The sequence below is a fragment of the Streptomyces sp. NPDC001985 genome, from assembly GCF_040296845.1.
Lineage (GTDB): Bacteria > Actinomycetota > Actinomycetes > Streptomycetales > Streptomycetaceae > Streptomyces.
In genome coordinates, this window is the sequence record NZ_JBEOYB010000005.1 from 86776 (window position 1) to 108754 (window position 21979).

Here is a 21979-nt window from a genome sequence, read left to right on the forward strand (position 1 = left end):
CTCCTCCGCCTCGCGATCCATGGCACCGGACCCCGCTCACCGATCCGGCCCGATCCGAAAGGAACTCCCCGGGCGGTCTCCTGGTTCAGTTGGGGTTGGTCGGTGCCTGGGTCAGATTCACCGCGGGCAGCGACGGCAGATGCCGGATCACCGCCGTCTCCGCGCGGAGCAGCTCCAGTTCCTCCCGCAGCCGCCCCGCCGTGTCCGGCGCCTCCAGCAGCCGCTGCTTGGCGGGCGTGTCCAGCACCGCCGCCGCCGCGACCAGATACGACACCACGGACGGGTCGTCCGGCAGCTCCGCGCCGGTCGACAGGGTCCGCTCGCGCGCCCCGGCCAGCCGTTTCTGGTAGCTCCGGAAGGCCCGCAGCACCCCTTCGGCCAGGGCGCCCGCGCCCTCGCCGGTCGCCTCGGGGATCTCCTCCACCTCGGCGGTGAGGAAGGGCCCGCTCGCGTCGACGGAGAGCAGCCGCACCCGGGTCGTACCGGTGGCGAGCACCTCGAAGGTGCCGTCCTCGCGCTCGCGGATCGTCGCCGCGTCCGCGACACACGCCACCGGGTGGAACACCTGGAGGGGATCGTCCCCGAAGCCCGCCGCGGGGCCGCGCTCGGGCAGCGCGGTCGGGTCGGGCAGGCCGGGCGCCGTCGCCGCGGTCTCGCGGCCGTCGCGGATGGCGACCACGGCGAACAGACGCGGTTCGGAATCATCCGTCTTGAGCAGTTCGCGCATCATGGCGCGGTAGCGCTCCTCGAAGACGTTCAGGGGCAGGACGAGCCCCGGGAACAGTACCGAGTTCAGCGGAAAGAGCGGGAGCCGTGCGGTGGTCACAACGGTCTAGCCTAATGGCCCGCGGGGCCGCTTCGTCCGGTACGGGACCGCAGAGGTGTCCGGGACGCCAGCTCGATCCGTACCCCGTCCCGCGCGTCCAGGAACTGTCCGAGCGGATCATCCGAGAACCGGTTCCACGGGAACGAGGTCGCGTACGGCCCGATCAGCCGGAACTGCTCCAGCGCCGCCTCCCACCGCCCCCGTCTGACCAGGATGTACGCGGTGAGATTGCGCACCTCGGCCGGCCAGGGGTCCGCCGCCGGGTATCCGGCGGAGAGCGCCGCCGCCAGATCGGCCGCGCGGTCGATCCGCTCGGCCTCCAGCGCCGATACCGGCTTCGCCGCGGTCCCGAACCCCTCGTTCTCGATCCTGGCGAAGGCCGCCCGCACCGGCAGCGCCTGCACCAGCGACCCCGGCAGCGCGTCCGCCGCCGCCTGCTCGGCGAAGTCGAAGCACTCCCGGTGCGAGCCGTGCCACTGCGCCGAGAGATAGCGCAGGGCCGCCACATGGCAGCCGTAGTGGTGCGGCGAACGGCGCACCGCCTGTTCCCACAGCCCCTCGAACGCGGTGTGCCCGGCATGGGTGCCGCGGGCGTGGTCCAGGGCGATCCGCCAGGGCACGGGATCGCCGGGGGCCGCCGCTGCCGCCGCGCCGATCAGCGGACCGATCTCGCGCAGCCGCTCCACCCGTGCGGGCGACTCCCACGCCCGCCGCACCGCCAGCTCCGCCTTGACGGTCAGCGCGTCCGGGTCGTGCGGCGCGGCGGCCAGCCAGGAGCCGAGCCACTCGCCCCGGGAGTACGCGAAGACCGCGAGCCGCATCACATACCGGTCGCGGTTCTCCCACTCCGCCGCCTCCCGGGTGGTCGCCAGCAGCTTGGCCGCCGGTTCGTACTCGCCCAGGGCCGCGGCCACCAGGGCCGGCCCGATCCGTTCATCGGGCGCGTCGAGCAGCACCTCCTCGCCGGGTGGCAGTCCCTCGGCCAGCCGCGGCGAATGGCGGATCATGCGCAGGGTGCGAAGCAGTGCTCTCGGCAATGACATGGTGCGGACCATTGAAAACCGCAGGTGGGGGCGGCGCCAGAGGGTGGCTGTGAAGCTTTGGTGGCGGCGGGATGGTTGTCCTGACGCAAGCCAAGAGACTGTAAAGAAAAGCGCCCCCGCCGTGAGGAAGGGCGCCCCCGCCGTCCGCCGGGGCACGCGCTCACCGCCCGGCCCGCCACTCCCGGCCGCCCGCCAGGCCCCGGCCGCACCTCACGGCCCCCGGCGCATCCCCGGCTCATCCCCGGTTCAGCAGCCTCGTCGCCCCCGCCGCCACCGTCGTCGCCAGAATCCACCCCAGCATCACCAGCACCGCGGCGGCCCACTGCCAGTGCCCCTCCAGCCGCCAGTACCCGTCCTGGCCGAGGTTGATCACCGGGATGAGCAGATCCAGCGCGTAGAGCGGGGCGTTCCACTCCGGGTGCTCCTCCTTCTTGATGGGGGCCGGGTCGACCCGGGAGAAGGCGAGCGCCCCCGCCGCCCACACCACCGCCATCCACAGCGCGGCCCGCCCCGGCCGGTAGCCGTACGCCACGGTCCAGTCCTGGAGGAAGCCCCACAGCTTCGCCGCCAGCGGCAGCGTCTCGCGGCGGCGGCGCTGCTTGGTCAGCAGCACCTCCCGCGCGTCCGCGTCCTCCCCGCTGTTGCGGAGCACGGTCGCCAGCCGCTCGTACGGCTCCGGGGAGTACTCCGGCGTCGCCGACGCCACCCACTCCAGCCGGCGGCTGAGCGGGAAGTCCTCGTACGGCACGAGGTTCTCGTAGACGAAGCCGCCCATCGCCAGGCCCCCGGGCCCCGGCCAGCTCGCCGCCAGATCGACCAGGGTCACCACCTTCGCCCCGTTCAGCACGACCCGGCCCTCCTCGGGGCGCTGGGCGTTGAACCGCAGTTCGGGGCTGACTATCCGGCGCAGCGACAGCTCCTCCCCGGGGCTGAGCACAAAGCGCGCCCGGTGCAGATCCACCGCGTCCCCGAACCGGCCATCGTCCAGACGCACCCCGCCGTAGCACTCGAAGGGCCGGAGCCGGGTGTTGCGCCGCCGCGCGTCGCCCAGCGGGATGCCGAACGGGGGAGTGGCGTTCTGGTCGCCGGTGGTCTCGCTCACCCAGGCACCGGTCATGTACAGCGTCCGCTCGACCGTCAGCTGGGGGGCGTTGAGCGCCCGGCGCTCGGCGGCGGCCCGCAGCCGGCTGCCGCGCAGGCTCAGGGAGACCCCGACCTTCGCGCCGCGCAGACTCACCTCCCCGTACGTCTCGATCAGCTCCGCCTGTAAGTCCTGCGCCACCGAGAGGCCGTCCGCCGTGATCGCCCGGCCCCGGCGGTCCGGCCGCACATGGATCTGGTTGATCAGCAGATCCGTGCCGATCTGCGCGTCGGTGAGCCGGATGCCGTGCTCCACCCGGCAGCGCGGCAGATGCAGATCGCCCTCGGTGCGCAGCCGGGCCGCCTCGATCCGCGGAATCGCGCAGCCCACCATGCGCACGGTCGTGAAGTGCGTCTCCGGCAGCCAGATCTCGTTCTCGAACCGGCAGCCGCTCAGCTCGACATAGGGGGAGACGCTGCCGCCGGCCAGCTTGAGCGTGCCGGTGATCTGCCCGCCGCGCAGCTTCAGCGCCGCGACCCGCCCGGGGTGCGGCTCCGGTCCGCTCAGCAGCAGCCGGGCCACGATCGAGGCCCGGACACTGCGCTCGGGGCCCCAGCGGCGGGGCGAGAAGGGGTCGTTCAGCAGGGGGTCGGGATCGCTCAGGTCGTAGGTGCTCCCATTCCGGAAGGCGTTCCACATGCGCTGTTCGGTCGGGCTGAGCCCGTCCGGGGGTCCCTCGTCCGGCGGCTCTGTCAAGGCCGCTCCTCCGCTTCCTCTGCGTGCACCGGCGCTCACTCAACGTGTCGTACAGTCGTTCTTCCCGCTGAGTGACCGGGTGAACGCTAGTGGTCATGGAATATGCGGGAGCACCCTGGGGTGTGTATCAGCCAGTGATACGGCGAACGGCAGTCGAATCGGGTCTGCGAGAATTGGCCGTGTGATTTCCCGAATCGATCTGCGCGGCGATGCCCTCCCCGAGGGGGCCGCCCTGCGCGCCCTGCTGCCCCGTGCCGAGTTCGACGTGGAAGCCGCCCTGGAGAAGGTGCGGCCCATCTGCGAGGACGTGCATCATCGCGGCACGGCGGCGCTGATCGAGTACGCGGAGAGGTTCGACGGCGTCACCCTGGAGCGGGTCAGGGTCCCCGCCACCGCGCTCGCCACCGCACTGGCGGGGCTGGACCCCGAGGTCAGGGCGGCGCTGGAGGAGTCCATCCGGCGCGCCAGGATCGTCCACCGCGCCCAGCGCCGCGGCGAGCACACCACCCAGGTCGTCCCCGGTGGCACCGTCACCGAGAAGTGGGTCCCGGTCGAGCGCGTGGGTCTCTACGCGCCGGGCGGCCGGTCCGTCTACCCCTCCTCCGTGATCATGAATGTGGTCCCGGCGCAGGAGGCCGGTGTCGAGTCCATCGCGCTCGCCTCCCCGCCGCAGAAGGACCACGGCGGTCTGCCCCACCCGACCATCCTCGCCGCCTGCGCCCTCCTCGGCGTCGACGAGGTGTACGCGGTGGGCGGCGCCCAGGCCGTCGCGATGTTCGCGTACGGCACCACCGGCCCCGACGGCTGCCCGCCCGCGAACATGGTCACCGGCCCCGGCAACATCTGGGTCGCCGCCGCCAAGCGCTACTTCACCGGCCGGATCGGCATCGACACCGAGGCCGGCCCCACCGAGATCGCCGTCCTCGCGGACGCCACGGCCGACCCGGTCCATGTCGCCGCCGATCTGATCAGCCAGGCCGAGCACGACCCGATGGCCGCCGCCGTGCTGGTCACCGACTCGCCCGCGCTGGCGGACGCGGTGGAGCGGGAGCTGGTCCCGCAGATCGCGGCCACCCGGCACGTCGAGGACCGCATCGTGCCCGCCCTCTCCGGCACACAGTCCGCGATCGTCCTGGTCGACGGAGTGGAGGAGGGGCTGCGCGTCGTCAACGCCTACGGCGCCGAGCACCTGGAGATCCAGACCGCCGGCGCCGCCGCGGTCGCCGCCCGGGTGCGCAACGCCGGCGCGGTCTTCATCGGCCCCTACGCGCCCGTCTCGCTCGGCGACTACTGCGCGGGCTCCAACCACGTCCTGCCGACCGGCGGCTGCGCCTGCCACTCCTCGGGGCTCTCCGTCCAGTCCTTCCTCCGCGGCATCCACCTCGTGGACTACACCCGCGACGCCCTCGCCGAGGTGACCCACCACGTCGTCACCCTCGCCGAGGCGGAGGATCTGCCCGCGCACGGAGCCGCCCTGAAGGCGCGCTTCGGATGGAAGGTACCGAGCAAGTGACCGAGCCGCCCGCCCGCGAGAAGTCTCCCGTCCGCGAGAAGTCCCCCGTCCGCGAGGAGCTTCCCGTCCGTGAGGAGCTGCGCGGCAAGTCCCCGTACGGCGCCCCCCAGCTGGACGTCCCCGTCCAGCTGAACACCAACGAGAACCCCTACCCCCTGCCCGAGCCGCTCGTCGAGCGCATCGCCGAGCGGGTGCGGGAGGCCGCGCGCGGCCTCAACCGCTACCCCGACCGGGACGCGATCGAGCTGCGCACCGGCCTCGCCGCGTATCTGACCCGCACCACCGGGCACTCCGTCGGGGTGCGGAACGTCTGGGCGGCCAACGGGTCCAACGAGGTCATCCAGCAGCTGCTCCAGACCTTCGGCGGCCCCGGCCGGACCGCCATCGGCTTCGAGCCCTCGTACTCGATGCACGCGCTGATCTCCCGGGGCACCGGCACCGGCTGGATCTCCGGCCCCCGCGATGACGACTTCACCGTCGATGTCGCGGCGGCCTGCCGTGCCATCGCCGAGCACCGGCCCGAGGTGGTCTTCATCACCTCGCCCAACAACCCCACCGGCACCGCCGTCGCGGCCGACACGGTGCTCGCGCTGTACGAGGCGGCCCAGGCGGCCCGCCCGTCGCTGGTGGTGGTGGACGAGGCGTATGTCGAGTTCAGCCACCGCCCCTCGCTGCTCCCGCTCATCGAGGGCCGTCCCCACCTGGTCGTCTCCCGGACGATGTCCAAGGCGTTCGGCGCCGCCGGGCTCCGGCTCGGCTATCTCGCGGCCCACCCGGCCGTGGTCGACGCCGTCCAGCTCGTCCGGCTGCCGTACCACCTCTCCGCCGTCACCCAGGCCACCGCGCTCGCCGCGCTGGAGCACACCGATACGCTGCTGGGGTACGTCGAGCAGCTGAAGACCGAGCGGGACCGCCTGGTCACCGAGTTGCGCGCCCTCGGATTCGAGGTCACCGACTCGGACGCGAACTTCGTCCAGTTCGGCCGGTTCGCCGACGCCCACGAGGCCTGGCAGCGGATTCTCGACCAGGGCGTCCTGGTCCGGGACAACGGTGTGCCCGGCCGGTTGCGGGTCACCGCGGGCACCCCTGCCGAAAACGACGCGTTCCTCGACGCGGTACGTCAGTTGAAGAAGGAGCAGAGCGCATGAACCGCGTGGGCAGGGTGGAGCGCACCACCAAGGAGACCTCCGTGCTCGTCGAGGTCGATCTCGACGGCACCGGGAAGACCGACATCTCGACCGGGGTCGGCTTCTACGACCACATGCTCGACCAGCTCGGCCGCCACGGGCTCTTCGATCTGACCGTGCGCACCGAGGGCGACCTCCACATCGACTCGCACCACACCATCGAGGACACCGCCCTCGCCCTGGGCGCCGCCTTCAAGCAGGCCCTCGGCGACAAGGTCGGCATCTACCGCTTCGGCAACTGCACCGTCCCCCTGGACGAGTCGCTCGCCCAGGTCACCGTGGACCTCTCCGGCCGCCCGTATCTGGTGCACACCGAGCCCGAGCGCATGGCGCCGATGATCGGCTCGTACGACACCACGATGACCCGGCACATCCTGGAGTCCTTCGTCGCCCAGGCGCAGATCGCGCTGCACGTCCACGTCCCGTACGGCCGCAACGCCCACCACATCGTCGAGTGCCAGTTCAAGGCGCTCGCCCGGGCGCTGCGGTACGCCTGCGAGCACGACCCGCGCGCCGCCGGAATCCTCCCCTCCACGAAGGGCGCGCTGTGACCGGCCTCTCCACCGTCCTGATCGTCGTGGGGCTCTTCCTCCTCGGCGGTGTGTACTCCTTCGCCAAGCAGGAGCAGCCCAAGGGCGTCATCGTCCTCCTCGCGATCGGAGCCGCGATGTGTCTCGTCGCAGGTGCGCTCCGGCTGACGGTGTGGGCATGAGCGCCCCCCGGAAGGTCGTCGTCCTCGACTACGGATTCGGCAACATCCGCTCCGCCGAGCGGGCGCTGGCCCGGGTCGGCGCCGAGGTCGAGATAACCCGCGACTTCGACACCGCGATGAACGCCGACGGCCTCGTCGTCCCCGGCGTCGGCGCCTTCTCCGCCTGCATGGACGGACTGCGCGCCGCCCGGGGCGAGTGGATCATCGGGCGCCGGCTCTCCGGCGGCCGGCCGGTGCTCGGGATCTGCGTCGGCATGCAGATCCTCTTCGCCCGGGGCATCGAGCACGGGGTGGAGACCGAGGGGCTCGACGAGTGGCCCGGCACGGTCGGCCCGCTCAAGGCCCCGGTCGTCCCCCACATGGGCTGGAACACCGTCGACACCCCCGCCGACAGCACTCTCTTCGCCGGGATCGACCCCGGCGACCGGTTCTACTTCGTGCACTCCTACGCGGTGCGCGACTGGGATCTGGAAGTCACCAACCCCGTCATCCGCGCCCCCCGGGTCACCTGGGCCACCCACGGCGAGCGCTTTGTCGCCGCCGTGGAGAACGGCGCGCTGTCGGCGACGCAGTTCCACCCCGAGAAGTCCGGCGACGCCGGCGCCCAGCTGCTGACCAACTGGATCGGAACACTGTGAGCAAGCTCGAACTCCTCCCCGCCGTCGATGTCCGCGACGGCCAGGCCGTCCGTCTCGTCCACGGAGAGTCCGGTACGGAGACCTCCTACGGCTCCCCGCTGGACGCGGCCCTCGCCTGGCAGCGCGCGGGCGCCGAGTGGCTGCACCTGGTCGACCTGGACGCCGCCTTCGGCACCGGCGACAACCGCTCGCTGATCGCCGAGGTCACCTCCGCCATGGACATCCGGGTGGAACTCTCCGGCGGCATCCGCGACGACGCCTCGCTCGCCGCAGCCCTCGCCACCGGCTGCACCCGGGTCAACCTGGGCACGGCCGCGCTGGAGAGCCCCGAGTGGGTCGCCAAGGTCATCGCCGAGCACGGCGACCGGATCGCGGTCGGCCTCGATGTCCGCGGCACCACTCTGCGGGGGCGCGGCTGGACCCGCGACGGCGGCGACCTCTACGAGACCCTCGCCCGGCTCGACTCCGAGGGCTGCGCCCGCTATGTCGTCACCGACATCGCCAAGGACGGCACCCTCCTCGGCCCCAACCTGGAGCTGCTGAAGAACGTCTGCGCCGCCACCGACAAGCCCGTCGTCGCCTCCGGCGGGGTCTCCTCGCTGGACGATCTGCGGGCCATCTCCGCCCTCGTCCCCACGGGTGTGGAGGGCGCGATCGTCGGCAAGGCGCTGTACGCGAAGGCGTTCACCCTGGAGGAAGCGCTCGCGGCGGTGGCGGAGTGACCCTCGCCGTCCGGGTCATCCCCTGTCTGGACGTCGACAACGGCCGGGTCGTCAAGGGCGTCAACTTCCAGAACCTGCGGGACGCCGGCGACCCCGTCGAGATGGCGAAGCTCTACGACGCCGAGGGCGCGGACGAGCTGACCTTCCTCGACATCACCGCCTCGTCCGGGAACCGGGAGACCACCTACGACGTGGTGCGCCGCACCGCCGAGCAGGTCTTCATCCCGCTCACCGTCGGCGGCGGGGTCCGCTCGGCCGACGACGTGGACCGGCTGCTGCGCGCGGGCGCCGACAAGGTGGGCGTCAACACCGCCGCCATCGACCGCCCCGAGCTGATCCGCGAGATCGCCGAGCGCTTCGGCCGCCAGGTGCTCGTGCTCTCCGTCGACGCCCGCCGCACCCCGTCGGGCTCCTTCGAGGTCACCACCCACGGCGGCCGCCGGGGCACCGGCATCGACGCGGTCGAGTGGGCGCACCGCGCCGCCGAACTGGGCGCCGGTGAGATCCTGCTCAACTCGATGGACGCCGACGGCACCAAGGACGGCTACGACACCGAGATGATCGCCGCGGTACGCGCCCTGGTGAGCGTCCCGGTGATCGCCAGCGGTGGCGCGGGACGGCTGGAGCACTTCCCGCCGGCGATCACCGCCGGCGCCGACGCGGTGCTGGCCGCCTCGGTGTTCCACTTCGGCGATCTGCGCATCGCGCAGGTCAAGGACGCACTGCGGGAAGCCGGTCACCCGGTCCGCTGAGCCGTGGCGGCGGTGCCGCGGGAGGCTTCGGCCAAACCCGTGGCACCCTACACGTACAGAAGTCCTAAAACCGTCGTACAGCCGCCCCGCGGGCCGGGTTAGCGTGCCGTTCAACCCGTCTATCCTCTGGGGGAACACCATGGCGGTCCGGCCCGTTGTCGATCTGCTGGAGCTCAGCCCGGATTTCCTGCGCGACCCGTACCCGGTCTACGCCAAACTGCGGGCCGAGGGCCCGCTCCACCGGGTGCGCAACCCCAGAGGTCTGGAGCTGTGGCTGATCGTCGGACACGACGCGTGCCGTGCCGCCTTCACCGACCCGAGGCTGAGCCGCGACTGGGTGGGGTCGGGGGACATCTCGCTGATCTCCGGCGCGGGACCCGACCACCCGGGCCACGCCCATATGCTGATGGCCGACCCGCCCGACCACACCCGGCTGCGCCGGCTGGTCGCCCGCGGCTTCACCGTCCGCCGGGTCGAGTCGATGGCCGCCCGGGTCCAGCAGGTCGCCGATGAACTGCTCGACGCGATGGAGGCGGACGGGCGGCGCGAGGCCGATCTGATCACCTCCTACGCCTTCCCGCTGCCGATGATCGTCATCTGCGAGCTGCTCGGCGTGCCGGAACTGGACCGGGACCGCTTCCGCGTCTGGTCCAACGAGATCATCGCCCCCACCAACCCCGCGAACGAGGGGCGGGCCTACACGGAGCTGCTGGAGTATCTGGTCGCGCTGATCGCCGCCAAGCGGGAGCGGCAGGGCGACGACATGCTCAGCGCCCTGATCCACGCCGTGGACGAGGGCGGCGACCGGCTCTCCCACAAAGAGCTGATCGGGATGTCCCTGCTGATCCTGGTCGCCGGGCACGAGACCACGGTCAATCTGATCGGCAACGGCATGCTCGGGCTCTTCGCCCACCCCGATCAGCTCGCCGACCTCCGCGCCGACACGGGTCTGCTCGACGGCGCGATCGAGGAGATGCTCCGCTACGACGGCCCGGTGGAGAACTCCACCTTCCGGCTCGCCCTGGAGGACATCGAGCTGGGCGGGGACACCATTCCCGCGGGCTCGCCCGTCGTCATCGCGATGGCCGACGCCGACCGCGACCCGGTGCGCTTCCCGGAGCCGGACCGCTTCGACATCCGCCGGGACGCCCGGGGCCATATCGCCTTCGGCCACGGCCTCCACTACTGCCTGGGCGCGCCCCTGGCCCGGATGGAGGGGAAGATCGCGATCCGCTCGCTGCTGGAGCGCTTCCCCGGTCTGGCCCTGGCCGTGGACGAGCGGGAGCTGAACTGGATGTCCGGGATGCTGATCCGGGGGGTGCGGTCGATCCCCGTGCGCTGGTGATCACCCCACGGCGCCGGCCCGGCACGGTCGGTTCCGGCACGGCGGGGCCCGGGCGGGGATGCCGCGCGCCCCCGGGGCCGGGCCGGAGCCCGGGCGCCTCGGTCAGGACGAGATGCCGAGGCGGGCGTCCCGGACCCGGGAGACCGCTTCCTTCTCGCCCGCCAGATCCACCTGGGCCGCGTCCTGCCGGCCGAAGGCGAAGACGGTCAGCTCACCCGGTTCCCCGGTCACCGTGACCACCGGGGTGCCCCGGTGCGCCACCGCCGTCTGCCCGTCCGGGCGGCGCAGCACCAGTCCGACGGGTGACTTCCGGCCAAGCAGCCGGGCACCCTTCTCCAGCCGGGCCCAGAGCGCGTCCTCGAACACCCGGTCCAGCGGGCGCGCCGTCCAGTCGGGCTGGGCCCGCCGCACATCCTCCGCGTGGACGAAGAACTCCACCGTGTTCGCGGCCTCGTCCACCTGCTTGACGCTGTACGGGGAGAAGCGCGGCGGACCCGTGCGGATCAGCTGGATCAGCTCCTCGTACGGCTTCGCGGCGAACTCCGACTGCACCCGCTCCAGCCTGCCGCGCAGGGCGCCGAACAGGATGCCGCCGGCCGCGTCGGCCCGGCGCTCGCGCACCACCACATGGGCCGCGAGGTCCCGGGTGCGCCAGCCCCCGCACAGGGTCGGCGCGTCCGGACCGGCCGATTCCAACAGATCCGCGAGCAGAAGCCGTTCACGCTTCGCATGGGTCGACATGCTGGCCAGGGTACGGCGACCGGGCCCGGTCCGCCCAGCGACCCGTCCGCGACCCGCCCGGGTGCGGCCCGGTGACCCGGCCGCGCCCCGCCGGGCGGCCCGCCCGTGCCCGTCCGGGTCCGGCCTGTGGACGGCGGCCCGGACCACCCCCGGGGCGCGGCACAATGGAGCGCATGACCAGCAGTGTCCCCGCCAGCTCCCTCGACCCCGCCGTCGCCGCCCGCCTCAAGCGCGACCCCGACGGGCTCGTCCCCGCCATCGCCCAGCAGTACGACACCGGGGAGGTGCTGATGCTGGGCTGGATGGACGACGAGGCCCTGCACCGCACCCTCACCACCGGCCGCTGCACCTACTGGTCCCGCAGCCGCCGGGAGTACTGGGTCAAGGGCGACACCTCCGGCCATGTCCAGCACGTCAGGTCCGTCGCCCTCGACTGCGACGCCGACACCCTGCTGGTCAAGGTCGACCAGGTGGGCGCGGCCTGTCACACCGGGGACCGCACCTGCTTCGACGCGGGCGCGCTCCCGCTCGGAAAGTAGGGTCGGGCGCCATGGACCTGGAGACCTTCCGCAAGCTCGCCGCCGACCGCCGTGTCATCCCCGTCAGCCGCCGCCTCCTCGCCGACGGAGACACCCCGGTCGCGCTCTACCGCAAACTGGCGGCCGAGCGCCCCGGCACCTTCCTGCTGGAGTCGGCCGAGAACGGGCGGTCCTGGTCCCGCTACTCCTTCGTGGGTGTGCGCTCCGCCGCCACCCTCACCGAGCGGGACGGCCGGGCGCACTGGCTCGGCACCCCGCCCGTGGGCGTCCCCGCCGACGGCGATCCGCTCGCCGCGCTGCGCGCCACCGTGGAGACCCTGCACACCCCGCGCGACCTGGTCTCCGGCATGCCGCCCTTCACCGGCGGCATGGTCGGCTATCTGGGGTACGACATCGTCCGCAGGCTGGAGCGGATCGGCCCCGGCGAGCGGGACGATCTGCGGCTGCCCGAGCTGACCATGCTCCTCACCTCCGATCTCGCGGTGCTCGACCACTGGGACGGCACCGTCGTGCTGATCGCCAACGCCATCAACCACAACGACCTCGACACCGGGGTCGACGAGGCCCACGCGGACGCCGTCGCCCGGCTCGACGCCATGGAGAGGGACCTCGCCCGCCCGCTGGCCTCCGTACCGGCCGTGCTGCCGCCCTCCGAGCTGCCCGCGTTCTCCGCGAAGTGGGGCGGCGAGCAGTACCAGGAGGCCGTCGAGGACATCAAGGAGCGCATCCGGGCCGGGGAGGCCTTCCAGGTCGTGCCCTCCCAGCGGTTCGAGACGGAGTGCGCGGCGAGCGCTCTCGACGTCTACCGGGTGCTGCGGGCCACCAACCCCAGCCCGTACATGTACCTCTTCCGCTTCGACGGCTTCGATGTCGTCGGCTCCAGCCCCGAGGCCCTGGTCAAGGTCGAGGACGGGCACGCCATGGTCCACCCCATCGCCGGCACCCGCCCGCGCGGCGCCACCCCGCAGGAGGACCAGGCCCTCGCCGACGAGCTGATGGCCGACCCCAAGGAGCGCGCCGAGCATCTGATGCTGGTCGACCTCGGCCGCAACGACCTGGGCCGGGTCTGCCGCCCCGGCAGCGTCGAGGTCGTCGACTTCATGTCCATCGAGCGGTACAGCCATGTGATGCACATCGTCTCGACGGTGACCGGCGAGGTCGCCGAGGGCCGTACCGCCTTCGACGTGCTCACCGCCTGCTTCCCGGCCGGCACCCTCTCCGGCGCGCCCAAGCCCCGCGCCATGCAGATCATCGACGAGCTGGAGCCCTCCCGGCGCGGGCTGTACGGCGGCTGTGTCGGCTATCTCGACTTCGCCGGCGACTCCGACACCGCGATCGCCATCCGCACCGCGCTGCTGCGCGACGGCACCGCGTACGTCCAGGCCGGAGCGGGTGTCGTCGCCGACTCCGACCCGGTCGCCGAGGACACCGAGTGCCGGAACAAGGCCGCCGCCGTGCTCCGCGCCGTCCACACCGCCAACCGTCTGAACGGCGGTACCGGCCGGTAGCCTCCGGCCGCCCCCCGGTTCCGGAACGGCGTAGGGGATAGTGGGTCGGGTGAGTGCTGTTCCCGTACCCCAGCCCCGTACCGCCTCCACAGCCGCCCCGGCCGCCCGGAGCGGCCGCCGGAGCCTCGCCGCCGCCCTGCTCCTCGGCGCCGCCGGCGCCGCCGTCGTCCTGCTCACCTCGGGACAGACCTGGGCCGAGGGCACCGCCGAGGCCGCAGGCACCCCGCTGCCGCTGGAGGCCGGCGGCAGCGAGGTCACCGGCGTCCCCACCGCTCTCGCCGTCGTCGGCCTGGCCGCGCTCGTCGCCGTCTTCGCGGTCCGCCGCTCCGGCCGGCTCCTCGTCTCGGCGCTGCTCGCCCTGAGCGGCGCCGGCGCCGCGCTCGCCGCCTTCCTCGGCGCCACCGACTCCACGGCCCTCGACGCCAAGGCGGCCGAGGCCGTCGGCGACTCCGCCGCCACCGCCGACGCCCTCACCCATACGGCCTGGCCCTGGGTGAGCATGGCCGGCGCGCTGCTGATCCTCGCCGCCGGGCTGCTCGCGCTCCGCTACGGCGCCCGGTGGCCCGCCATGTCGGGGCGGTACGAGCGCGAGGGAGCGCCCCGGGCCCGCACCGCGCCCGCTTCCGCCGACCCCGACCGCCCCGAGGACCTGTGGAAGGCCCTGGACCGCGGCGAGGACCCCACCCGCTGACACCCGGCCCGCCGGCACCCGGGCCCCCGCCGCCCGGCCCCCGGCCGTCCGGGCCATCCGGCCCCGCTCCCGGCCCCCGGACGCGTACGGACGCACCGCGTGCGGAACAATGAGTGACGAGCCCGGCGGATTCCCGTACCAGGGCTCACCGGCACGGCGCCGGGCTCACTCCCGAGCACCGGCACCGGGCTCACCACAGACATCAGCAACGAGGAGCAATTCATGTCGGCCTCCGCCCACGGACACACCCCGGCCGCCTGGACCGGTGTCGTCATCGCCTTCGTCGGCTTCTGCGTCGCCGGCGTCTTCATGGTCGCCGCCAACCCGCTCGGCTTCTGGGGCGGCATCGCGCTCGTCTTCGTCGGCGGTGCCGTCGGCCTGGCGATGAAGGCCGCCGGTCTCGGGAGCCCGAAGAAGTCCGCGGAGCAGCTGGAGGCCCGGGAGCGGGCCACCGAGGCGGCGCGCGCCCACGCCCGCCCCGCTCTCTGACGGCCCGGGACGACCCGCGGCGCGCGGCGCGGACCGGCACCGCCGGGCTGCGCCCGCCCGCGTCCCCGGCGACAATCACGGGGTGGACGCCATGACCTCCTCCGCCGCCCCCGGGCGGCAGCCCGGACCCGCCCCGCTCGCCCGCCGGCTCGTCGCGCCCCTGGCCACCCTCGCGGCGGTGGCCGGGGCCTTCGCGTACGTGGGCGCGGTCGACCCCAATGAACCCGGCCACTATCCGGTCTGTCCGCTGCTCGGCGTCACCGGTCTGTACTGCCCGGGCTGCGGCGGTCTGCGCAGCGCCCACGCCATGGTCAACGGCGACCTGGCCACGGCTCTCGGGTCCAACGCGGTCGCCGTGGCCGGCGCTCTCGCCTTCGCCGTCATCTGGCTGGCCTGGCTGATTCTCGCCGTCCGGTCCCGCCCTCTGAGACTCCGTGCCGCACCCGTGTGGTGGTGGTCGCTCGGCGGCGCCGTCCTGCTCTTCAGCGTGGTGCGGAATCTTCCGTTCGGCTCCGCGCTGGCCCCCTGAGGCCCCGCGCCGGGCCTCCCGGAGTCCCATCACGTGGGACGGCCGGCGGCCGGATGCGAGGCCGGAGCCCCGCTGCGGATACCATCGGCAGTGGCTGAACCTCAACCATCAACGTTCCGGAAGGGGGCCGCTCGGGTGAGTGTGCTCGACGAGATCATCGAAGGCGTACGCGCCGACCTCGCGGAACGGCAGGCGCGCGTCAGCCTCGACGAGCTCAAGGAGCGTGCCGCCAAGGCCCCCGCGGCCCGGGACGGCGCCGCCGCGCTGCGCGGCGAGGGTGTCCAGGTCATCTGCGAGGTGAAGCGCTCCAGCCCGTCGAAGGGCGCGCTCGCCGCCATCGCCGACCCGGCCGGACTCGCCGCGGACTACCAGGAGGGCGGCGCGGCCGTCATCTCCGTCCTGACCGAGCAGCGCCGCTTCGGCGGCTCGCTCGCCGACCTGGAGGCCGTCCGGGCCAAGGTCGACATCCCGGTCCTGCGCAAGGACTTCATCGTCACCGCCTACCAGCTCTGGGAGGCCCGTGCCCACGGCGCCGACCTGGTGCTGCTGATCGTCGCCGCGCTGGAGCAGGAGGCCCTGGTCTCGCTGATCGAGCGCGCCGAGTCGATCGGCCTCACCCCGCTGGTCGAGGTCCACGACGAGGAGGAGACCGAGCGCGCGGTGGCGGCCGGCGCCCGCATCATCGGCGTCAACGCCCGCGACCTCAAGACCCTCAAGGTCGACCGCTCCACCTTCGAGCGGGTCGCGGAGGACATCCCGGCCCACATCGTGAAGGTCGCCGAGTCCGGGGTGCGCGGCCCGCACGACCTGATCGCCTACGCCAACGCGGGCGCCGACGCCGTGCTCGTCGGGGAGTCCCTGGTCACCGGGCGCGACCCCAAGGCGGCCGTCGCCGACCTCGTCGCCGCCGGCGCCCACCCGGCCCTGCGCCACGGACGGAGCTGACGCTCCCCGTGCACCCGCCCCGCCGACCGCCGCCGGTCCCCGGCCACGCATACGCCCGCCTGGCGCGCGGCTGCCGCCCCCGCGGCTGCCGCGCCCCGGCCCGGCGCGTGCACGGCCGCCGGGTCCGGTATGTGATCGGCTCGGAGCCGGGGCAGGTCAACGGCATGCGATGGCGCGCCGAGCCCGCGCACCACTGACGCCCGCTCCGCCCGGGGAGTGCTCCCCGGCGGGCCCGCACCGGTGATCCCCCGGCTCTTCCACCCGCGTACGAGGACCAGCTCCGCCGCCGCCCCACGGCCGCGCCCGGAGCCGTTCCCCCGTGCCACGGGCCCGGCCGCGGGAACACGGGCCCCGGTGACCGCGCACACCGCCCGTCCCGAGCCACACCAGACTTCAGGGGCCCCGCGCCCCGACCGAGGAGTACGCCGGATGTCCTCCGACTTCTTCATTCCCGACCCCGACGGCCGCATCCCCAGCGCGACCGGCTACTTCGGCGACTTCGGGGGCAAGTTCATCCCCGAGGCGCTCGTCGCCGCCGTCGACGAGGTCGCCGTCGAGTACGACAAGGCCAAGGCGGACCCCGCCTTCACCGCCGAGCTGAACAGCCTGCTGGTCAACTACACCGGCAGGCCCAGCGCCCTCACCGAGGTGCCCCGGTTCGCCGAGCACGCGGGCGGCGCCCGGATCTTCCTCAAGCGGGAGGACCTCAACCACACCGGCTCGCACAAGATCAACAATGTGCTGGGCCAGGCGCTGCTCACCCGGCGCATGGGCAAGACCCGGGTCATCGCCGAGACCGGAGCCGGACAGCACGGCGTGGCCACCGCCACCGCCTGCGCCCTCTTCGGCCTGGACTGCACCATCTACATGGGCGAGATCGACACCGAGCGCCAGGCGCTCAACGTCGCCCGGATGCGCATCCTCGGCGCCGAGGTCATCGCGGTGAAGTCCGGCAGCAGGACCCTCAAGGACGCCATCAACGAGGCGTTCCGCGACTGGGTCGCCAATGTCGACCACACCCACTACCTCTTCGGCACGGTCGCCGGACCGCACCCCTTCCCGGCCATGGTGCGCGACTTCCACCGGGTGATCGGCGTCGAGGCCCGCCGCCAGATCCTGGAGCGCGCCGGCCGTCTGCCGGACGCCGCTCTCGCCTGCGTCGGCGGCGGCTCCAACGCCATCGGGCTCTTCCACGCCTTCATCCCCGACAGCGGGGTCCGGCTCATCGGCTTCGAGCCCGCCGGCCACGGCATCGAGACCGGCGAGCACGCCGCCACCCTCACCATGGGCGAGCCCGGCATCCTGCACGGTTCGCGGTCGTACGTCCTCCAGGACGAGGAGGGCCAGATCACCGAGCCCTACTCGATCTCCGCCGGACTCGACTACCCGGGCATCGGCCCCGAGCACTCCTACCTCAAGGACAGCGGCCGGGGCGAGTACCGTGCCGTCACCGACGACGAGGCGATGAGCGCGCTGCGGCTGCTCTCCCGCACCGAGGGCGTCATCCCGGCGATCGAGTCCGCGCACGCGCTGGCCGGCGCCCTGGAGGTCGGCCGCGAGCTGGGCCCGGAGGGGCTGCTCCTGGTCAACCTCTCCGGCCGCGGCGACAAGGACATGGACACCGCCGCCCGCTACTTCGGGCTGTACGACGGGGAGGAAGCGAAGTGAGCGGACAGGTACAGCTGCTGGGCGAGGCGCTCGCGGCGGCGAAGGCGGAGGACCGGGCCGCGCTCATCGCCTATCTGCCGGCCGGCTTCCCGACGGTCGACGGCGGCATCGAGGCGGTCAAGGCCGTACTGGCGGGCGGCGCCGACATCGTCGAGGTGGGGCTGCCGCACAGCGACCCCGTCCTGGACGGGCCGGTCATCCAGACCGCCGACGACATCGCCCTGCGCGGCGGAGTCAAGATCGCCGATGTGATGCGCACGGTCCGCGAGGCCCACGCCGCCACCGGCAAGCCGGTCCTGGTGATGACGTACTGGAACCCCATCGACCGCTACGGCGTCGAACGCTTCACCGCCGAGCTGGCCGAGGCGGGCGGCGCCGGCTGCATCCTGCCCGATCTGCCGGTCGAGGAGTCCGGGGTGTGGCGCGAGCACGCCGAGAAGCACTCCCTGGCCACCGTCTTCGTCGTCGCGCCGAGCAGCAGGAACGAGCGGATCGCCACGATCGCGGCGGCCGGCTCCGGCTTCGTCTACGCGGCCTCGCTGATGGGGGTCACCGGCACCCGCGCCTCGGTGGGGGCCCAGGCGCAGGACCTGACCGAGCGCACCCGCGCCGCCACCGATCTCCCGGTCTGCGTGGGCCTCGGCGTCTCCAACGCCCGGCAGGCGGCCGAGGTCGCCGCCTTCGCCGACGGAGTGATCGTCGGCTCCGCCTTCGTCCAGCGGCTGCTGGACGCCCCGGACGAGGCCACGGGACTGGCGGCCGTACGGCAGCTGGCCGCCGAACTCGCCGACGGCGTGCGGCAGGGGCGCACCGGCGCGTAGGACGGCGCGCTCGTACGTGATCCCTCGTACGGGTGGTTCCGGACCGGGGAGGCGCGTTGGCGCCTCCCCGGTTCGTTTGCGGGATGTGAGCGACAACAATCAGGTACGGAAAGGGTCCGCGCGCGAGCGGCTCCAGCAGGAACGCGAGCGGGAGAAGGCCCGGGACAGACGGCGGCGGACACTGATCGTCTCCGCCGCGGTGGTGGCCGTCCTCGGTCTCGCGGCCGTGATCGGGGTGATCGCCGCCAACACCGACAGCGGCAAGGACAGCGGCACCGGGAGCGGTCCGCTGCTGGCCCCCGCCGGCGCGGAGGGCAAGGACCAACTGGCCATCCCGGTCGGCGCGAGCGACGCCCCGTCCACGCTCACGGTGTGGGAGGACTTCCGCTGCCCGGTCTGCGCCCAGTTCGAGAACGTCTTCCGGGACACCATCCACGACCTGGAGAAGTCCGGTCAGCTGAAGGTCGAGTACAACCTCGCCACGATCATCGACGGGAACATGGGCGGCAGCGGCTCCCTGCGCGCGGCCAACGCGGCGGCCTGCGCCCAGGACGCCGGCAAGTTCGCCCCGTACCACGATGTCCTCTTCCAGAACCAGCCGCCGGAGCCGGACGACGCCTTCGGGAAGAACAGCCGGCTGATCGAGCTGGCGGGCAAGGTCGACGGCCTGGACACCCCCGCCTTCCGCGGCTGTGTGGAGGACGGCGCGCACGACTCCTGGGTCCGGAAGTCGAACACGGCCTTCTCGGAGGGCGGCTTCCAGGGCACGCCGACCGTGCTGCTCAACGGCGAGTCGGTCTTCCCGGACAAGGCGGGGGAGCAGATCTCCGTGGCCAATCTCCGCAGGTGGGTCACCGAGGCCAACAAGGGCAAGCGGCCGGGGAGCCGGACGCCCGCCCCGCCGGCCTCCTCGGCGCCCGCCTCCGCGTCGCCGGCCCCCGCGTCGCCCGCCATGGCGCCGCCGCCCGCCGCGCCGGCACCGGGCGCGACCGCTCCCTGAGCCCGCCGGGGCCCGGCGGCGGGCGGCCCGGACACCCGCCCGCCGCCGGGCCCCGTTATGCAGACGTTGCCCGGGCGGGTTGTCCCGGTCGCGGTGCGGCAGGGTAGCGTCGGACCTGCCATGGAACTTGCCTACATTCCCAGCCCGTCGAGCGGGGCGATCCATCTCGGACCGCTTCCGCTCCGCGGCTACGCGCTCTGCATCATCATCGGCGTCTTCGTCGCCGTCTGGTACGGCAACAAGCGGTGGATCGCCCGGGGCGGCAAGGCCGGCACCGTGGCCGACATCGCCGTCTGGGCGGTGCCCTTCGGACTTGTCGGCGGCCGGCTCTACCACGTGATCACCGACTACCAGCTGTACTTCAGCGAGGGTGAGAACTGGGTTGACGCCTTCAAGATCTGGGAGGGCGGCCTCGGGATCTGGGGAGCGATCTCCTTCGGCGCCGTCGGCGCCTGGATCGGCTGTCGCCGCCGGGGCATCCCCCTGCCCGCCTGGGCCGACGCCCTCGCGCCCGCCATCGCCTTCGCCCAGGCGATCGGCCGCTGGGGGAACTGGTTCAACCAGGAGCTCTACGGGAAGCCGACGGATCTGCCCTGGGCTCTGAAGATCAGCGAGGGGCCGAACCGCGAGGCGGGGCTCTACCACCCGACCTTCCTGTACGAGTCCCTGTGGTGCGTCGGGGTCGCGGTCCTGGTGATCTGGGCGGACCGCCGTTTCCGGCTGGGCCACGGCAGGGCGTTCGCCCTCTATGTCGCCGGTTACTGCGCGGGGCGCGGCTGGATCGAGTACATGCGGGTCGACGAGGCGCACGAGGTGCTGGGGCTGCGGCTCAATGTGTGGACCTCGATCGTCGTCTTCGTCCTGGCGGTGGTGTACATGGTCATCTCGGCGCGGCTGCGGCCGGGCCGGGAGGAGATCGTGGAGCCCGAGGGCACGGGCGCTGTCTCCGCCGACGGTTCTGACCTTTCCGACGGTTCTGACGTTTCCGATGGTTCCGACGGTTCCGACGAGGACGCGTCGGACGGTTCCGGGGGGACGAAGGCCGCGGACGGCTCCTCCGCCTCTCCCGGCTCTTCCGGCTCCTCCGGCGCGGGCAGTGGCAGTGGCAGTGGTTCCGGCTCCGGCTCCGGCTCCGGCTCCGGTGGTCCGGCCGCGGCCAAGAAGGTCTGACACCGGCCGGCACGTCCGCGCCGTGCCGTGGGCCGCCGGGTATCCCTGGATACCCGGCGGCCCACGGCCGTTTCCGGGACTCCGCACAGGGTCCCGTGGCGGGGCCGCCCGGCCCCCGTTCCGTGCGCATCGCCCCTGTGGAGGCGGCAGTTGAACGATCCCGCTCCGCCCAGCGGCGCCCGGCAGGCCGCCCATGTCGCCGTCTCCGCCGCCCTCGCCCGGTACGGTGACACGGCCCTGGCCGAACTGCTCGACACGGCGGAGCCGATCGGCTCCGGCATCGGCGGGACATCGGCGCTGCTGGAGATCGCCGGCACACCGGTCTTCGTGAAGCGCGTCCCCCTGACCGATGTGGAGCGCGGACCGGAACACCTCCGGTCCACGGCGAACCTCTTCGGACTGCCCGTCTTCTGCCACTACGGCATCGGCGCCATCGGCGGACCCGGCTTCGGGGTCTGGCGTGAACTCGCCGCGCACATCATGACGACGGAGTGGGTGCTCGCGGGGGAGTACGAGGGTTTCCCCCTGATGTACCACTGGCGGGTGGTCCCCGGCGCGGCGCCCCTGCCCGACGAGCTGGCCGATATCGAGCGGGCCGTCGCCTACTGGGGCGGCGGCCCGCGGGTGCGCCACCGGATCGAGGCGCTCCGGGAGGCGTCGGCGAGCGTCGCGCTGTTCCTGGAGTACATTCCCCGGGATCTGCACCAGTGGCTGGGGGACCGCGTCGAAGCGGGCGGCGGCACCGCCGCGGCGGCCTGCGCCATGGTGGAGCGGGAGCTGCGGGCCGGTACCTCGTTCATGAACAGCCGCGGACTGCTGCACTTCGACGCGCACTTCCAGAACATCCTGACCGACGGCCGGCGCCTCTTCTTCACGGACTACGGCCTGGCGCTCTCCTCCCGCTTCGCGCTGTCCCCCGATGAGCGGGACTTCTTCGGGCGCCATGAGAGCTACGACCGCGACTACACGGCGAACCACCTGGTGAACTGGCTGGCGACCGCCGTGTACGGGGACGGACGGGAGGAGCGCGAGGCGCGGATACGCCGCTGTGCCGGAGGCGAGCGGCCCACCGGGGTCCCCGAGGAGGTGGGGGCGATCCTCACCCGCCACGCGCCGCGCGCCGCCGTGCTGTCCGGCTTCTTCCGCGGATTCCGCGAGGAGAGCAGATCGACCCCGTACCCGCTGGAGCGGCTCCGCCGCGTCGGCGACCCGTGGACCGGGGCGCCGGGCCGGCCGGACACCTCCCGGCGGGCGGCGGACTAGGCCGTCTCTTTCGGATCGTGCCGGGCTCGCGAGCCCCGGC

Annotated in this window: 24 protein-coding genes; 20 read left to right on the forward strand and 4 right to left on the reverse strand. The window is 73.1% G+C overall.

The annotated features are described in order from the left end of the window. Positions 1–85 precede the first annotated feature (85 nt). From ABT122_RS03515 to ABT122_RS03525, 3 genes are all read right to left on the reverse strand, one after another. Positions 86–826 carry an LON peptidase substrate-binding domain-containing protein gene (locus tag ABT122_RS03515; protein WP_351544647.1) on the reverse strand — a complete coding sequence of 247 codons (741 nt, stop codon included), beginning with the start codon at positions 824–826 and terminating at the stop codon, positions 86–88. Positions 827–837: 11 nt separating this feature from the next. Next, on the reverse strand, positions 838–1881 hold the full coding sequence (locus ABT122_RS03520; RefSeq protein ID WP_351544650.1) for a hypothetical protein: 1044 nt from the start codon (positions 1879–1881) through the stop codon (positions 838–840). Between the two features lie 223 nt (positions 1882–2104). Continuing rightward, the gene (locus ABT122_RS03525) at positions 2105–3706 is read right to left on the reverse strand and encodes an oxidoreductase (RefSeq protein WP_351544653.1); all 1602 of its coding nucleotides are present in this window, start codon (positions 3704–3706) and stop codon (positions 2105–2107) included. 181 nt (positions 3707–3887) lie between these two features. On the opposite strand from ABT122_RS03525, the gene hisD reads away from it, so the two are divergent. The 8 genes from hisD to ABT122_RS03565 all read left to right on the forward strand — a co-directional run bounded on the left by hisD (position 3888) and on the right by ABT122_RS03565 (position 10575). Continuing rightward, complete coding sequence (gene hisD, locus ABT122_RS03530) at positions 3888–5219, forward strand: histidinol dehydrogenase (protein ID WP_351544656.1); 1332 nt, start codon at positions 3888–3890, stop codon at positions 5217–5219. Further along, positions 5216–6367 (forward strand): histidinol-phosphate transaminase, encoded by a 1152-nt coding sequence (locus ABT122_RS03535; RefSeq protein WP_351544659.1) that lies wholly within the window; start codon positions 5216–5218, stop codon positions 6365–6367. The genes hisD and ABT122_RS03535 overlap by 4 nt, the downstream gene beginning before the upstream one ends. Continuing rightward, positions 6364–6957, forward strand: a complete 594-nt coding sequence (gene hisB / locus ABT122_RS03540) for an imidazoleglycerol-phosphate dehydratase HisB (RefSeq protein ID WP_351544662.1) — start codon at positions 6364–6366, stop codon at positions 6955–6957. The genes ABT122_RS03535 and hisB overlap by 4 nt, the downstream gene beginning before the upstream one ends. Beyond that, complete coding sequence (locus ABT122_RS03545) at positions 6954–7118, forward strand: CG2302 family histidine operon protein (RefSeq protein WP_351544665.1); 165 nt, start codon at positions 6954–6956, stop codon at positions 7116–7118. The genes hisB and ABT122_RS03545 overlap by 4 nt, the downstream gene beginning before the upstream one ends. Next, positions 7115–7756, forward strand: a complete 642-nt coding sequence (gene hisH / locus ABT122_RS03550; RefSeq protein ID WP_351544668.1) for an imidazole glycerol phosphate synthase subunit HisH — start codon at positions 7115–7117, stop codon at positions 7754–7756. The genes ABT122_RS03545 and hisH overlap by 4 nt, the downstream gene beginning before the upstream one ends. Further along, complete coding sequence (gene priA / locus ABT122_RS03555) at positions 7753–8478, forward strand: bifunctional 1-(5-phosphoribosyl)-5-((5-phosphoribosylamino)methylideneamino)imidazole-4-carboxamide isomerase/phosphoribosylanthranilate isomerase PriA (RefSeq protein ID WP_351544670.1); 726 nt, start codon at positions 7753–7755, stop codon at positions 8476–8478. The genes hisH and priA overlap by 4 nt, the downstream gene beginning before the upstream one ends. Then, entirely contained in the window at positions 8475–9230 is a 756-nt protein-coding gene (hisF, locus tag ABT122_RS03560; protein WP_351544673.1) for an imidazole glycerol phosphate synthase subunit HisF, read from the forward strand. Before priA ends, hisF begins: the two co-directional genes overlap by 4 nt. 139 nt (positions 9231–9369) lie before the next feature. Then, positions 9370–10575: a cytochrome P450 family protein gene (locus tag ABT122_RS03565; RefSeq protein WP_351544675.1), complete on the forward strand. Its 1206-nt coding sequence runs from the start codon at positions 9370–9372 to the stop codon at positions 10573–10575. A 102-nt stretch (positions 10576–10677) separates the two neighbouring features. Here the strand turns inward: ABT122_RS03565 and ABT122_RS03570 are convergent, their stop codons facing one another. Further along, a complete protein-coding gene (locus ABT122_RS03570; protein WP_351544677.1) occupies positions 10678–11316 on the reverse strand; it encodes a TIGR03085 family metal-binding protein in 639 nt (212 codons plus the stop codon). A gap of 164 nt (positions 11317–11480) precedes the next feature. On the opposite strand from ABT122_RS03570, the gene hisI reads away from it, so the two are divergent. The 12 genes from hisI (at position 11481) to ABT122_RS03630 (ending at position 21939) form a co-directional block, all read left to right on the forward strand. Next, on the forward strand, positions 11481–11855 hold the full coding sequence (gene hisI / locus ABT122_RS03575) for a phosphoribosyl-AMP cyclohydrolase (protein ID WP_451068200.1): 375 nt from the start codon (positions 11481–11483) through the stop codon (positions 11853–11855). A gap of 11 nt (positions 11856–11866) precedes the next feature. Further along, entirely contained in the window at positions 11867–13363 is a 1497-nt protein-coding gene (locus ABT122_RS03580) for an anthranilate synthase component I (protein WP_351544681.1), read from the forward strand. A 40-nt stretch (positions 13364–13403) separates the two neighbouring features. After that, on the forward strand, positions 13404–14054 hold the full coding sequence (locus tag ABT122_RS03585) for a TIGR02234 family membrane protein (RefSeq protein ID WP_351544683.1): 651 nt from the start codon (positions 13404–13406) through the stop codon (positions 14052–14054). Positions 14055–14276: 222 nt separating this feature from the next. Further along, positions 14277–14543, forward strand: a complete 267-nt coding sequence (locus ABT122_RS03590) for an HGxxPAAW family protein (protein ID WP_351544686.1) — start codon at positions 14277–14279, stop codon at positions 14541–14543. Between the two features lie 91 nt (positions 14544–14634). Then, entirely contained in the window at positions 14635–15072 is a 438-nt protein-coding gene (locus ABT122_RS03595; RefSeq protein ID WP_351544837.1) for a DUF2752 domain-containing protein, read from the forward strand. 135 nt (positions 15073–15207) lie between these two features. Next, a complete protein-coding gene (gene trpC, locus ABT122_RS03600) occupies positions 15208–16017 on the forward strand; it encodes an indole-3-glycerol phosphate synthase TrpC (protein WP_351544689.1) in 810 nt (269 codons plus the stop codon). Further along, entirely contained in the window at positions 16014–16214 is a 201-nt protein-coding gene (gene trpM, locus ABT122_RS03605; protein ID WP_451068226.1) for a tryptophan biosynthesis modulator TrpM, read from the forward strand. Before trpC ends, trpM begins: the two co-directional genes overlap by 4 nt. A 232-nt stretch (positions 16215–16446) precedes the next feature. Then, positions 16447–17685 (forward strand): tryptophan synthase subunit beta, encoded by a 1239-nt coding sequence (gene trpB / locus ABT122_RS03610; protein ID WP_351544695.1) that lies wholly within the window; start codon positions 16447–16449, stop codon positions 17683–17685. Next, the gene (trpA, locus tag ABT122_RS03615) at positions 17682–18506 is read left to right on the forward strand and encodes a tryptophan synthase subunit alpha (protein ID WP_351544698.1); all 825 of its coding nucleotides are present in this window, start codon (positions 17682–17684) and stop codon (positions 18504–18506) included. Before trpB ends, trpA begins: the two co-directional genes overlap by 4 nt. Positions 18507–18591: 85 nt before the next feature. Continuing rightward, a complete protein-coding gene (locus ABT122_RS03620) occupies positions 18592–19506 on the forward strand; it encodes a DsbA family protein (RefSeq protein ID WP_351544701.1) in 915 nt (304 codons plus the stop codon). A gap of 120 nt (positions 19507–19626) precedes the next feature. Continuing rightward, complete coding sequence (gene lgt, locus ABT122_RS03625; RefSeq protein WP_351544704.1) at positions 19627–20676, forward strand: prolipoprotein diacylglyceryl transferase; 1050 nt, start codon at positions 19627–19629, stop codon at positions 20674–20676. Positions 20677–20826: 150 nt separating this feature from the next. Next, complete coding sequence (locus ABT122_RS03630; protein WP_351544707.1) at positions 20827–21939, forward strand: protein kinase family protein; 1113 nt, start codon at positions 20827–20829, stop codon at positions 21937–21939. Positions 21940–21979 lie beyond the last annotated feature (40 nt).